General features: G+C 28.4%; 8 protein-coding genes. All 8 read left to right on the top strand.

What is annotated here, in order from left to right:
- The first annotated feature begins 49 nt into the window (after window positions 1–49).
- Complete coding sequence (gene uvrA, locus MPF13_RS03930) at window positions 50–2,872, top strand: excinuclease ABC subunit UvrA (protein ID WP_249981030.1); 2,823 nt, start codon at window positions 50–52, stop codon at window positions 2,870–2,872.
- 55 nt (window positions 2,873–2,927) lie between these two features.
- Entirely contained in the window at window positions 2,928–3,635 is a 708-nt protein-coding gene (locus tag MPF13_RS03925) for an LOG family protein (protein WP_249981029.1), read from the top strand.
- Between the two features lie 79 nt (window positions 3,636–3,714).
- A complete protein-coding gene (locus MPF13_RS03920; RefSeq protein ID WP_249981028.1) occupies window positions 3,715–4,917 on the top strand; it encodes a T9SS type A sorting domain-containing protein in 1,203 nt (400 codons plus the stop codon).
- Window positions 4,918–7,728, top strand: a complete 2,811-nt coding sequence (locus tag MPF13_RS03915) for a gluzincin family metallopeptidase (RefSeq protein WP_249981027.1) — start codon at window positions 4,918–4,920, stop codon at window positions 7,726–7,728.
- Between the two features lie 115 nt (window positions 7,729–7,843).
- The gene (locus tag MPF13_RS03910; protein ID WP_249981026.1) at window positions 7,844–8,518 is read left to right on the top strand and encodes a hypothetical protein; all 675 of its coding nucleotides are present in this window, start codon (window positions 7,844–7,846) and stop codon (window positions 8,516–8,518) included.
- A 10-nt stretch (window positions 8,519–8,528) separates the two neighbouring features.
- Window positions 8,529–10,196 (top strand): hypothetical protein, encoded by a 1,668-nt coding sequence (locus MPF13_RS03905; RefSeq protein ID WP_249981025.1) that lies wholly within the window; start codon window positions 8,529–8,531, stop codon window positions 10,194–10,196.
- 179 nt (window positions 10,197–10,375) lie between these two features.
- Window positions 10,376–12,829, top strand: coding sequence for an alpha-ketoacid dehydrogenase subunit alpha/beta (locus MPF13_RS03900; protein WP_249981024.1), 2,454 nt, complete (start codon window positions 10,376–10,378; stop codon window positions 12,827–12,829).
- A gap of 125 nt (window positions 12,830–12,954) precedes the next feature.
- Window positions 12,955–15,408, top strand: coding sequence for a zinc-dependent metalloprotease (locus MPF13_RS03895; protein ID WP_249981023.1), 2,454 nt, complete (start codon window positions 12,955–12,957; stop codon window positions 15,406–15,408).
- The last annotated feature ends 4 nt before the right edge of the window (window positions 15,409–15,412 follow it).

Here is a 15,412-nt window from a genome sequence, read left to right as displayed (position 1 = left end):
TTAAAATTGGATTCTTTAACTTTGCGTTTTTCCAAAAAATTTTCCTCTTTTGAAAGACCAAGAATATATTGAAGTTTACGGAGCTAGAGCTCATAACTTAAAAAATATCGATGTAAAAATTCCTCGTGAAAAATTAGTTGTAATTACTGGTTTAAGTGGAAGTGGAAAATCTTCATTAGCTTTTGACACCATTTATGCAGAAGGTCAAAGACGATATATTGAAACTTTTTCTGCTTATGCTCGACAGTTTTTAGGAGGCTTAGAAAGACCAGATGTAGATAAAATTGATGGTTTATCTCCAGTAATTTCTATAGAACAAAAAACCACTAACAAAAGTCCACGTTCAACAGTTGGTACAATAACAGAAATTTACGATTTTTTAAGATTATTATATGCAAGAGCTGCAGATGCTTACTCATATAATACCAATGAAAAAATGGTAAGTTATTCTGACGAACAAATAAAACAACTTATTTTAAAAGATTTTGCTGATAAAAAAATTGCTGTTTTAGCACCTCTTGTTAAATCTAGAAAAGGACATTACAGAGAGTTATTTGAGCAAATTTCTAAACAAGGTTTTGTTAGAGTTAGAGTTGATGGTGAAATAAAAGAGATAGAAAAAGGAATGCGTTTAGACAGATATAAAACGCATGATATTGAAGTTGTTATTGATAGATTAAAAGTTAATAAATCTATAGACAAACGCTTAGATGAAACTATAAAAACAGCATTATATTCTGGTAACAATATAATGATGGTTATTGACATAGAAGATAACAATCCTCGTTATTTTAGTAGAGAATTAATGTGCCCAACATCTGGAATTGCTTATCCAAATCCAGAACCAAACACATTTTCTTTTAACTCTCCAAAAGGAGCTTGTAGTAAATGTAATGGTCTTGGAATTACTAATGAAATTAACCTAGAAAAAGTAATTCCAGATAATACAATTTCAATTAAAAATGGTGGTATTTCTCCTTTAGGAGAACAAAAAAATAGTTGGATTTTTAAACAACTAGAAAATATTGCAGAACGTTATAAATTTAAATTAACAGATGCTATTAAAGACATTCCAAAAGAAGCTTTAGAAATTATATTAAATGGTGGTAATGAATCTTTCGAAATAAAATCTAAAGCAGCTGGTGTAACTAGAAATTACAAAATTGATTTTGAAGGAATTATTTCGTTCATAGAAAACCAATATTCTAGTGCAGAAAGCACAACTATTAAAAGGTGGGCAAAAGGTTTTATGGATGAAGTTTCTTGTTCTTCTTGTAAAGGAAAAAGACTTAAAAAAGAAGCGCTTCACTTTAAAATTACCGATAAAAACATCAGTGATTTAGCTCAAATGGATGTTACTGAATTAGCAAACTGGTTCAAAAATATTGAAGAAAAACTATCAGACAAACAACTTACAATTGCATCAGAAATATTAAAGGAAATAAGAACTCGAATTCAGTTTTTGTTAGATGTTGGTTTAGATTATTTAGCTTTAGATAGAACTTCAAAATCTCTTTCTGGTGGAGAAGCTCAAAGAATTCGTTTAGCAACTCAAATTGGCTCGCAATTAGTTGGTGTACTTTACATTTTAGATGAACCTAGTATTGGTTTACACCAAAGAGACAATCAAAAATTAATAGATTCTTTAGTAAAATTAAGAGATATTGGAAATTCTGTTTTAGTTGTAGAACATGACAAAGACATGATAGAACACGCAGATTTTGTTTTTGATATTGGCCCAGGTGCAGGAAGACATGGAGGAGAAATTGTTAGCGAAGGTACTTTTAATGATTTAAAAAAACACAACACCTTAACTGCAGATTATTTAACTGGCAGAAAAGAAATTGCTGTTCCAAAAAAACGTAGAAAAGGAAATGGAAAATCGATAAAACTAAAAGGTGCTACTGGTAATAATTTAAAAAATGTATCTGTAGAATTCCCTTTAGGAAAAATGATTTGTGTTACTGGTGTTTCTGGAAGTGGAAAATCTACTTTAATAAACGAAACTTTATATCCTATTTTAAATGCGCATATTTATAGAGGTGTAAAAAAGCCTATGCCATATAAAAAAATAGAAGGTTTAGAGCATGTAGATAAAGTTATTGATATTGATCAATCTCCAATTGGTAGAACTCCACGTTCTAACCCAGCAACTTATACAGGTACTTTTTCAGAAATTAGAAGTTTATTTGCAAAAACACCAGAAGCAGCAATTCGTGGTTACAAACCAGGTAGATTCTCTTTTAATGTAAAAGGAGGAAGATGTGAAACCTGCCAAGGAGGGGGTGTTAGAGTTATAGAAATGAATTTTCTACCTGACGTACAAGTTGAATGTGAAACATGCCAAGGAAAACGTTTTAACAGAGAAACTTTAGAAATTAGGTATAAAGGAAAATCTATTTCTGATGTTTTAAATATGACTATTGAAGATGCTACAAACTTCTTCGAAAACATCCCTAAAATCCATAGAAAATTAAAAACTATTAAAGATGTTGGGTTAGGATATATTACACTTGGTCAACAATCTACAACGCTTTCTGGTGGAGAAGCTCAAAGAATAAAACTAGCTTCAGAGTTATCTAAAAGAGATACTGGAAATACGTTTTATATTTTAGATGAACCTACAACAGGCCTCCATTTTGAAGACATTAGAGTTTTAATGGAAGTATTAAACAAATTAGCAAATAAAGGAAACACTGTTTTAATTATTGAACACAATTTAGATGTTGTAAAATTAGCAGATTACATTATAGATGTAGGAATTGAAGGTGGAAAAAAAGGAGGAGAAATTCTTTGTACAGGAACTCCTGAACAAGTTGCAAAACATAAAACGAGTTATACTGCAAAGTTTTTGAAAAAAGAACTAATTTAGCAAGCATTTCTTTTTTCAAAAAAAAGAAATAAACTTTAAATTAAAATTACAGAATATGACAAATGACGACAGAAAAATAAAAGAAAAATTACAACCAAAAACTTGGAACGAAATAAAAACTAACGATTCTTGGGCTATTTTTAAAATAATGGCAGAGTTTGTAGAAGGTTATGAAAAGCTTAGTAAAATAGGACCATGTGTGTCTATTTTTGGTTCTGCAAGAACAAAACCAGACCATCCTTATTATAAATTAGCAGAAGAAGTTGCTTTTCAATTAACACAAAATGGATATGGTGTAATTACTGGTGGTGGACCAGGAATTATGGAGGCAGGAAATAAAGGTGCTCATAGAGGTAAAGGAACTTCTGTAGGTTTAAACATTGAACTTCCATTTGAACAACATGACAATCCTTGGATAGACCAAGGTAAAAGTTTAGATTTTGATTATTTTTTTGTTAGAAAAGTAATGTTTGTAAAATACTCTCAAGGTTTTGTTGTAATGCCTGGTGGTTTTGGAACTTTAGATGAACTTTTTGAAGCAATTACATTAATTCAAACTCATAAAATAGGAAGGTTTCCAATTGTTTTAGTTGGTACAAAGTTTTGGGGAGGATTGCTAGACTGGATTAAAAATACTTTGCTAGAAGAAGGAAATATTAGTGAAAAAGATTTAAACTTATTTAGAGTTGTTGACACAGCTGAAGAAGCTTTAGAACACTTAAATAAATTCTACGCTAAATATCAATTTAAACCTAACTTCTAAAATGTTTTTAAGAAGAATTCTATTTTATTTGTTTAGTTTTTGGTCAGTCTTTTTAGTAGGACAAACCAACATTAAAACTATGTTTTACAATACCTTAAACTACAACTCAGATTTATCGAGTCAAAATAGAACTCACCATTTAAAAACTATTTTAGAATCTGTGCAACCAGATTTATTTATGGTTTGCGAAATAAAAAACGAAACTGCATCTAATTATTTATTTAATAATGCAGTTTTGCCTTTTAATAGAAATTTTAGTAAAACACCTTTTAGCCAAGGGCAATCTCCAGATACCAGTTTATTACAAACAGTTTATTACAACTCTAACAAACTAATTTTAGAAAATAATGCTGTAATACCAACAGGAACAAGAGATATTAATCATTATACTTTTATTATAAAAACAGAAAACAATGAAAGTAATCCTATAAAAATTGAAGTGTTTGTTACCCACCTAAAAGCATCTAGAGGTAGTTACAATAGGCAAAAAAGGTTAAACTCTGTAAATAGTTTTGTTAGAGAACTAGACAGATTACCAAAAAACAGCAATATTATTTTTGCGGGCGATTTTAATTTTTACACAAGTAATGAAGAAGGTTTTTTAAGTTTAATTAACGAATCTAATTCTATTAAAATTGTAGATCCTATAAATCGTTTGTGCCCTACTTTTCCTAATGATGGTAAAGATTATTTTGATACAGACTATAACTCAACTTATTTTTGGAATAATTATTCTTTTAAAGATATTCATTCTCAATCTACAAGATCATCTGCTTTAAGTGATGGTGCTGGAGGAGGAATGGATGATCGTTTTGATTTTATAATGATGTCTGAAAACTTAAAAACTAACAGCAATTTATTTTATAAAAACGGAACTTACAAAGCTGTTGGAAACAATGGAAACTGCTACAATTCTTATGTAAGCAACACTTCTTGTACAGGAGAGTTTTCTCAAGAAATAAGAAATGCATTATATAATTTCAGTGATCATTTACCAATTGTAATGGAAATAGAAACTCCAGAAAACACATTAAGTGTCTCTAAAAACCAACAACCAATTACCTTTTCTTCTAATAATGTTATTAATAACTATTTATCTTTTAACATTCTTTCTTCATTAAACTTAAAAAATGTGACTATTTATAACAATCTAGGTCAAATAGTAAAAGAATTAAAAGTTACAAATCAAACAGAAGTTACTATGAATATTAGTTCATTTTCTAAAGGTATATACTACATTAAAGCTGATTTTTACAAACCAATTAAATTTGTGAAAATTTAATTGAAAAAACAATTTTACATATTACTAATTTGCATTTTAGCGACTCCATTTTTGTTTTCTCAGCAGAATTCAATCAAAATAAAAGCTGAATTAGATGTAGAAAATGATGAATTAAAGATTCAACAAGAAATTATCTTTCACAACACTTCAGATTCAATATTAAATAACATATATCTACATAATTGGGCAAACAGTTATAGAGATAGAAAAACACCATTATCTAAAAGATTTATTAAAGATTTTAAAAAAGACCTATATTTTGCTAAAGAAAAAGAATTAGGCTCTTCAACAATTAAAAGTCTTTCTGTAAATTTTGAAAACGTTACTTATAACGAATTAAAAAATCAAGCAGACATTATAAATATAGATTTAGAATACCCTTTATTACCTAAATCTAAGGTTAATATATCTGTAACATATATTGTAAAAATACCCAATGCTCGTTTTACAAAATATGGTAAAACTAAAACAGGTTATCATTTAAGAAATTGGTACATAACACCAGCAATTTATAATGATGGTTGGCATTTTATGAGCAACTTAAATTTAGATGATTTATATGAACAAGGAACAGATTTTGAAATTGAAATAAATGTTCCAAAAAATCATATTGCAGAATCAAACTTATATAGATACGAAACAAAAAAAGAGAAACATAATAATTATTTATTTGTTGGAAAAAACAAAACAGATATTCTTTTAGGTATTAATAAAACTACACAAATAAAAACATTTACAACAAAAACTGTAACTGTACATACAGATGTGTTTTCTGAAGAGTTAGATTTTAATTTAACAACAAGTATTTTAAATAGAGAATTACTTTTTATACAAAAATATCTAGGCAAATATCCTCATGTAGAAATTTATATAGACAAAGCTACATCTAGTAAAAACCCTATTTTTGGGCTAAACCAACTTCCAAAATTCTTACGTCCATTTTCAGATACTTTTAAATGGGATATAGCAATGTTTAAAGCGCTCACAAAAAGATATATTGAAAACACAATTTTACTTAACAAAAGAAAAGATTATTGGTTAATTGATGGTATTCAAAACTATTTAATGATTGAATATATTGAAAAATATTACCCAGAAGTTAAACTTTTAGGAAACGCTTCTAACTCATGGTTTTTAAAACGATTTAATATCTCTAAATTAGAATTTAACGATAAATATCCTTTCATTTATCAGTTTACAGCTCGTAAATTCTTAGATCAAGCACTAAATACTTCTGCAGATTCTCTTTCAAATTTCAATAGAAAAATTGTAAGTAAATACAAAGCTGGTTTAGGTTTTAGATTTCTTAAAGGTTATGTTGGAGATAGCATTTTAAATCAAACCATACAAGAGTTTTATCAAAATAATCAATTAAAAATCATCAACGGAAATTCCTTTTACAAACTTCTTTCTTCTAAAACAACTAAAAATTTAGATTGGTTTTTTAATGATTTTGTAAAAACAAATAAAAAAATAGATCATACCATTAAATCTATCAAAACTAAAAAAGATAGTATTTCTGTAACTATTAAAAACAAAAGAAACATAACAACTCCTGTTGCTATATATGCTTTAAAAGGAGAAGAAATTAAATTAAAAAAATGGGTTTCTAATGTTGACAGTACAAAAACAGTTAATTTTAAAAAAGGAGATTACGATACATTTGTTTTAAATTATGAAAACTTATACCCAGAACTAAACACTTTAGATAACTGGAAAAAAGTAGAGAAAAAAATATTTCATAAACCCGTTAAACTTTCATTAATAAAAGACGTAAGTAGCCCTAATTACAATCAATTATTTTACCAACCAGATTTAAGTTATAATTATTACAATGGTTTAATTCTTGGAATGAAACTTCATAATAAACCGTTAATAAAAAGGAATTTTGATTTTAAAGTTGCCCCATATTACGCAACTAAAAGTAAATCTGTTGTAGGTCAGTTTGCACTTTTATATGATCATTTTTTTGAAGAAACTAAATTATATAAAATTTCATATGGTCTTGTTGGTAGCACTTCAGATTATGCTCCAAATCTTGCTTATAAATCTCTTATACCATATGTAGATATTATTTTTAAAAGAAAAACATTAAGAGATGCTAGTACAGAATCATTAAGAGCAAAATTAGTACACATTAATAAAGATGTTGCTCCTAGTGCTATTAAAACCGACCAAGATAATTATAGTGTTTTTAGTTTAAGTTACAATTATTCTAATCCAGATATTATTAAAGAGTTTAGATACAGCTTTAATACAGAATTTGCTAAAAACTTTTCTAAAGCTGCTTTAGATTTAAGATTCAGAACATTAACATCTACAGATACTCAATTAGATTTTAGGTTTTTTGCAGGTGTTTTCTTTAAAAACAATACAAATGGAGATTATTTTAGCTTTGGTTTAGACAGAAGTAATGATTATTTATTTCAGTTAAATTATTTAGGAAGATCAGAAAGCACAGGTTTTTTTAGTCAACAATACATTATTACAGAAGGAGGGTTTAAATCGGTTTTACCAACTAGATTTGCTAATCAATTTATGATTTCTAACAACTCTAGCATAGGTTTATGGCGTTGGTTAGAAGTTTACAATGATGTAGCTTTTTTAAAAAATAAAAATCATCCTGTTTACTTTGCTTATGAAAATGGAGTACGTTTTAATTTTGTTCATGAAATATTTGAAATATATTTTCCTTTTTACTCAAATAACGGATGGGAAATCTCTCAAAAAGCCTATCCTCAAAAAATTAGATTTTCATTATCTGCAGATATAAAATCTATTTATAACTTTTTTAGAAGGGGTTTTTTATAAAAACACCTATATATAGGTATAAAAAAGGGTGAAAACCCCCATACTTAGTACTACTTTTTAATCATCATAATTTATATTTTTGGCTAATATTTTAACCAAATAACTTACTATGAATATGAAAAATTTTTTATTATCCATTTTTCTTATTTCTTTTTGCTTTCAAAGTAAAGCTCAAAACGACAAAGAAATTAAAGAAAAAAAGAACGCATTTGCAATTTCAATTGGATCTCCTGGTCTAGGATTAGAATATGCAAGAAAACTGAGTCCAAAACTTAATGCAAAACTTGTTTGGCACTCTTTTAAATTAGAAGATTTTGAACAAGAAGATCTTGAAATTAAAGATGATAAAGTGGATTTATTAGCAAACGTAGAAATATCTATTATAGATATGGGAATAGAATATCTACCGTTTAAAAATTCTGCATTTAAACTTACTGCTGGATTTGGAATACTATCTAAACTAAATACAAATGCAGTTATAACTTATACCGAAGATGTTTCTGTAGGAAATGTAATAATTTCTAAAGCAGATGTTGGTGAAATTGATGCAAACATAAGTTGGAGTGGAGTTGCTCCTTATTTAGGTCTTGGATTTGGAAGAGCTATACCTAAAAGACGTTTAGGTTTTGGACTAGAAATTGGGACATATTTTGCCTCTTCACCTACTGTAGACCTAACAGCATCAAAGCTACTTGCACCTACAGCTACTCAAGAAGACAACCTACAAGAATCTTTAGAATCTTTTAAATTTATTCCTAGAATACAATTTAGACTTGCTTACAAATTTTAAATAAAAAACTATGAAAACCAATAAAATATTAACATTATCAATTGCATTTTTGCTAACCACATTTGCAATAATTACATCCTGTAAAAGTTTTGACGAAATTACTGAAGACTTTGATATTATTATTAACAACTCTGTCTTTAAACAGCAAATCCTTGTAGAAGTTTTTGACCCAGTGGATCAATCAAATTTAAACGGAAGCAATGTTTTAAAAGTAGAAGTTATGGGAGAAGATGCAGACAAAATTGTTACAGATGCAGGTAATAGTACAAGCACCCTTAAAGTTGTAAACGGTGCTATAGCTTTAGCTGTAAACCCTAACAAAAATACTAATAATGAACCTGTACAATTTATGTTAAAAATATCAGGAGACAATTACTTAACAACTACAATTCCTGTTTTTTTATCTGAAAACGATTCAATAGCCACATTTAGTGCTAATGTTGTAAATAAACTAAACACATCTAAAGGTGTAGATTATATAAAATCTGATGAAACATTAGTTAACAATACTTTAAGTCAAGATGTTTCTGTAGAAACATCTGGTACTAAAGCAGGCACAACATCTAAAGTAACAATTAAATCAGGTACAATTTTTAAAGATATAAATGGAAACAATATTTCTGGTAACAAAATAGAAAGTGAAGTTGTTCACTTTAATAGCAATGACCCAGAATCTCTTTCTTCTTTCCCTGGTGGTTTTATGCCTCAAGAAATTACTGATGAAAATGGTGACAAAGTAGATGATGCGTATTTTGAAACTGCAGGTTTTGTTTCTATAGACATGAAAATTGGTGATAAAGAAGTTAAAAACTTTTCTGAACCAATTACAATTAAAATGCAAGTTGCTCCTGATTATGTTAACCCAGAAACAGGAAACGTAATTAAGGTAGGTGACATAATTCCAATTTGGTCTTACTCTAAAGATGATGGAAAGTGGGATTATCATACAGATGGTACTGTTACTAAAGACAGTAATAATAATTTTGTTGTAGAATATACTACTACACACCTTTCATGGTATAATTTAGATTTTAAAGGTAGAAGATGTTCTAGTTGGGTAAGATCTGGTGGTAGATGGACATATTCTCCTTTAGCTAAAATTAATGTTTCAATGAATGGAATTACAAGAGCTAATGCTTTTAGATTGTTTAGTACATTTGTTTATGAAGGAACAAACCAATCAGTATCTCGTTTTGCAGGAAAAACAAAATCTTGGTATGATGGTCAAACTTTTCAATTAAACAACGCTCCTTCTGGAAGAAATATTCAAATGGTTATTTATAGTGGTCAAAGTAGATATAGAAAAGGAGAAATACTTTATAAATCTCCAGCTTTTAATCCATGTTCTGGAACTGTTAACTTAAATGTTTCTAGCATTATTTCAAAACTACCTCAATTGGTTAATGTAAAAGTTAATTACACTGGAATTTGTAATGGCAAAAAAATCGAGCCTTCTGTATACCTTTACATGAAAGACCCAACTTATGGTTATTGGAGATATATTGGTTATGTTTATAAAGGAAGTGTTACCATAAGACAAATAGAATTAAACAAAGAATATGAATTTGGGACATACTATAATGGTCAATTCTATTCTCAAAGTTTATCGTTTGATAAAACCGAATACATCAATGATAACTATCAAATTCCTTCTGATTTATGTAATAGACTATTTTAAAAAAACGTAATATAAATCTTAAAAAGAGATATTGTGAAAACAATATCTCTTTTTTTTATATTATATTTAAAATAAATAATAATTATATTCATAAAATTAACATATTCATAAAATAACAATTACATTTTTAAATATCAACTAAAAAAACTATCTTTGCATCACTTAAAAAATCCTATAAAATGTTGCAAGAAACACAAACAAAGAATAATCAAAAACTTTCTTTTGAGGATTTTAAAACTGAAGTTTTAAACGATTACAGAATTGCTAAAGTAAGTAGAGAATGTAGTTTATTAGGACGTAGAGAAGTTTTAACTGGTAAAGCTAAATTTGGAATCTTTGGTGATGGTAAAGAAGTTCCTCAATTAGCAATGGCAAAAGCTTTTAAGCACGGAGACTTTAGATCTGGATACTACAGAGATCAAACCTTTATGATGGCTTTAGGAGAGTTAACTGCTCAACAATTTTTTGCAGGTTTATACGCTCATACAAGCATAGAAGCAGATCCAATGTCAGCAGGAAGACAAATGGGGGGTCATTTTTCTACTCATAGTTTAAACAATGATGGAACTTGGAAAGACTTAACAAAACAATATAATTCTAGTTCAGATATATCACCAACTGCAGGTCAAATGCCTCGTTTATTGGGTTTAGCACAAGCTTCTAAAATTTATAGAAACGAAAAAAGTGTTCAACATAAATCAAAATTCTCAAATAAAGGAGATGAAGTAGCTTGGGGTACAATTGGAAACGCAAGTACAAGTGAAGGCCTGTTTTTTGAAACTATAAATGCAGCAGGAGTTCTACAAGTTCCTATGCTAATGAGTGTTTGGGATGATGAATATGGAATTTCTGTACACGCAAAACATCAAACAACAAAAGAAAGTATCTCAGAAATTTTAAAAGGTTTTCAAAGAGACAATGAAAATGAAGGTTACGAAATATTTGTTGTAAATGGTTGGGATTATGTACAACTTATAGACACTTATAATAAAGCTGCAAAAATTGCTCGTGAAGAACATGTACCAATTTTAATACATGTTAAAGAACTTACACAACCTCAAGGACACTCTACTTCTGGCTCACATGAAAGATACAAAGGTAAAGAAAGATTAAACTGGGAGAAAGATCATGATTGTATTTCTAAAATGCGAAAATGGATTTTAGATTTTGAATTAGAAACTGAAAATGGTGAAATCTTACGTTTTGTTGATGGTGAAGAAGACTTAATTATTTTAGAAAAAAGCGCAAAAAAAGAAGTAGTTAACGCAAAAAGAAATGCTTGGAATTCCTATATAAATGAAATAAAATATCAAGTTACAGTTGTAGCTGATATTTTAGATAAAATAGCAACAAAAAGTAAAAACAGTAATTTTATTTTAAAAAACAAAAAAGACTTAGTTGCAATTATAGAACCTAGCAAAAAAGATGTGTTATCTACTGCAAGAAAATCTTTAAGGTTTTTAAAAGATGAAAAGTTTGCAGAAAAAATATTACTTCAAAATTTTATTAAAGATTGCCTTAAAGATGCAAATGAAAAATATTCAACTTTTCTATATAGCGAATCAGATTTAAGCGCATTAAATATTGTAGAAAAAAAGCCTACTTATTCTAAAAACAAAACCTTAGTAGATGCTAGAATTATCATGAGAGATAATTTTGATGCTATCTTAAAAAAATATCCTGAAGTTGTTATTTTTGGGGAAGATGCTGGTTTTATTGGTGATGTTAATCAAGGTTTAGAAGGGCTGCAAGAAAAATACGGAGATATAAGAATATCAGACACAGGTATTAGAGAAGCAACTATTATTGGCCAAGGAATAGGTTTAGCTATGAGAGGTCTAAGACCAATTGCAGAAATACAATATTTAGATTATCTGCTTTATGCATTACAAATTATGAGTGATGACTTAGCAACTCTTCATTACAGAACTTTTGGTAAGCAAAAAGCACCTTTAATTATTAGAACTAGAGGACATAGATTAGAAGGAATTTGGCACGCAGGTTCTCCGATGGCTGGAATTATTAACCACGTAAGAGGTATTCATGTATTGGTTCCTAGAAACATGACAAAAGCTGCAGGTTTTTACAACACTCTTTTAGAAGGTGATGATCCTGCTTTAGTAATTGAGTGTTTAAACGGTTATAGATTAAAAGAAGAATTACCAATTAATCTAGGAGAATACAAAACTCAAATTGGAGTTGTAGAAACTGTAAAAGAAGGAACAGATTTAACTGTAGTTTCTTATGGATCTACATTAAGAATTGTAGAAGAAGTAGCTATAGAATTACAACAAGTTAGCATTAATATTGAAATTATTGATGCTCAAAGCTTATTACCTTTTGACATAAACCATGACTGTGTTAAAAGTTTAGAAAAAACTAATAAATTATTAGTAATTGATGAAGACTTACCTGGTGGAGCCACAGCTTATATTTTACAAGAAATTTTAGAAAATCAAAACGGATATATGCACTTAGATAGCAAACCTGCTACTCTAACTGCTAAAGCTCATAGAACTGCATATGGTACAGATGGAGATTATTTCTCTAAACCTTCTGCCGAAGATATTTTTGAGAAAATTTATGAAATTATGCACGAAGCTAATCCAAACAAATACAAAAGCCTATACTAACACTTTTGTAAAAATATTTAAATGCTCAAAACTATTAAGTTTTGAGCATTTTTTTTTAACATTATAATAAGAACTGATAAGTTCATATTTTGGTAAATTAGTAGATTAATTAACAACAAACAACCATGAAAAAATTATTTTTACCCTCACTACTACTTACATTTTTTCTATCATCAAATGCTTACTCTCAAAGTGGCAAAATCCTAAAAAAAAGAAAGAAAAACAAGAAAGTAGAAAAAATAATACCTGTAACTAAAAAAAAGAAAAGTAAAACTTCAAAATATACAGATTTTGTAAATAAAGACACAAAAACTGATGAAGGCTTATTTAAAATTCATAGCAATAAAAATAAATTTATTTATGAAATCCCTAAATCGTATTTAGGAAAAGAAATGTTATTAGTTACAAGATTAAAAGATATTCCTGCTGGCTTAGGAGGAGGTTATGTAAATGCAGGTTCTAAAATAAATACCCAAGTTGTAGTTTGGGAACATTTTAAAAATAAAATTTTATTAAAAGTAAAATCATACAATGCAATTGCTAATGATTCTTTACCAATTTTTAAATCGGTAAAAGCTAATAATTTAGAACCAATTATTTATTCTTTTGATATTAAAACTGAAAACATAGATTCTACAGCAGTCTTAGTTGATGTTACAAAATTCTTTTCATCAGATATTAAAGCAATTTCTGGTTTACCATCATACTTTAGAAAAAACTACAAAGTTAGAAGACTAGATGCATCAAGAAGCTTTATTAATTCTATAAAAAGTTTTCCTAAAAACATAGAAGTTGTTCAAGATTTTACTTTTGATGCTGATGCTCCTCCAAGCAACAGAAGAACTAACACTATAACATTACGTATTAATCAATCTATGATTTTATTACCAGAAAAACCAATGATACCTAGAATCTATGATAAAAGAGTAGGTTATTTTTCTGTAGGAAATATAGATTACAGTTCTGAAGCTTTAAAAGCAGATGACAAAAGGTATATAACACGTTGGAGACTTGAACCAAAAGACATTGAAGCATACAACCGAGGAGAATTAGTAGAACCAATAAAACCAATAGTTTATTATTTAGATCCTGCAACTCCAAAAAAATTAAGAAAATTCATAAAACAAGGTGTAGATGATTGGCAAAAAGTTTTTGAAACTGCAGGTTTTAAAAATGCTATTATGGCAAAATTGCCTCCAAGTAAAGATGAAGATCCAGATTTTAGTATGGAAGACATTCGTTATTCTTCTATTAGATATGTAGCTAGCACAACAAGAAATGCAATGGGACCAAGTGTTTCAGATCCACGTTCTGGAGAAATTATAGAAAGTGATATTATTTGGTATCATAACCACTTACGTTCATACAGAAATAGATATTTATTAGAAACTGGCGCTGCTAATCCTTCTGCTAGAACTTTAAATACTCCTGCAGAAGAAATTGGAGAAATGATGCGAATGGTAATTTCACATGAAATTGGTCATGCTTTAGGTTTACCACACAATATGGCTGCAAGTTATGCATATCCTGTAGATTCTTTACGTTCTGGAAACTTTACTCAAAAAAACGGAATTGCTGCAACTATTATGGATTATGCTAGATATAATTATGTTGCTCAACCAGGAGATAAAAATATAAGGTTTATAAGACAATTAGGACCATATGACCACTACTCTATTAATTGGGGTTATAGAGTAATACCCAATGCAAAAAACCCAAAAGATGAAGTTAAAACTTTAGACAAATGGATTGAAGAAAAGTCTGGAAATCCTATTTACAAGTTTGGTTTTCAAAGAAGAAATAGTTTTGACCCTGAATCATTAACTGAAGATATTGGTAATGACCACGTAAAAGCAAGTACTTATGGTGTAAAAAACCTTAAAATTGTTGCTAAAAACTTACCAAATTGGACTTCTAACCAAACTAACAATTACGATGATTTATCTGAATTATATGGAGAACTAATGAGTGTTTGGGCTAGATATGTAGGACATGTTGTTGGTAATATTGGTGGTATTTATGAAAATAATAAAAAACCAATTGAAACAGGAAATATATACACACCAATGAGTAAATTGAAACAAAAAGAATCGATGAGTTGGTTACATAAAAATGCTTTTCAAACTCAAAAATGGTTGTTAGATAAAAATATTTTAAATAAAATAGACGAAGCAGGTTATGCAGATTTTATGTTGCGTTATCAAAACATATTTTTAAACGGAATCATCAATTCATCTAAAATTAAAAGAATGATAGATTCTGAAATCTTAGATTCTAAAACATATACTGCAACAGAAATGATGAAAGATTTAAGAAGAGGAATTTTTTCTGAAACTACTGCAACCAGAAATGTTGATGTAAACAGAAGAAATTTACAAAAGTCTTATATTGAACAAATGAGCTTGTTATTAAAAGATGATAAAACTAAATATTCTGATGTTCATTCAATTGTTAGAGGCGAATTAGAAACTTTAAAATACCAAGTTAATATTGCAAGTAAAAGAGCAATAAATACAATTTCTAAATACCATTACAAAGATTGTTATGCTAAAATTAACAACATTTTGAATCCAAAATAGTAGT

It is taken from the genome of Polaribacter sp. Z022 (assembly GCF_023555495.1).
Lineage (GTDB): Bacteria > Bacteroidota > Bacteroidia > Flavobacteriales > Flavobacteriaceae > Polaribacter.
Note: the sequence above shows the minus strand (reverse complement) of the source record. Positions and strands in the feature narration are given on the sequence as shown.

What these genes read in the sequence shown, in the direction of transcription:
- MPF13_RS03900 (WP_249981024.1), top strand. Translation starts at nt 10,376, where the DNA reads ATGTTGCAAGAAACACAAACAAAGAATAATCAAAAACTTTCTTTTGAG.
- MPF13_RS03910 (WP_249981026.1), top strand. Translation starts at nt 7,844, where the DNA reads ATGAAAAATTTTTTATTATCCATTTTTCTTATTTCTTTTTGCTTTCAA.
- MPF13_RS03920 (WP_249981028.1), top strand. Translation starts at nt 3,715, where the DNA reads ATGTTTTACAATACCTTAAACTACAACTCAGATTTATCGAGTCAAAAT.
- MPF13_RS03925 (WP_249981029.1), top strand. Translation starts at nt 2,928, where the DNA reads ATGACAAATGACGACAGAAAAATAAAAGAAAAATTACAACCAAAAACT.
- MPF13_RS03895 (WP_249981023.1), top strand. Translation starts at nt 12,955, where the DNA reads ATGAAAAAATTATTTTTACCCTCACTACTACTTACATTTTTTCTATCA.
- MPF13_RS03905 (WP_249981025.1), top strand. Translation starts at nt 8,529, where the DNA reads ATGAAAACCAATAAAATATTAACATTATCAATTGCATTTTTGCTAACC.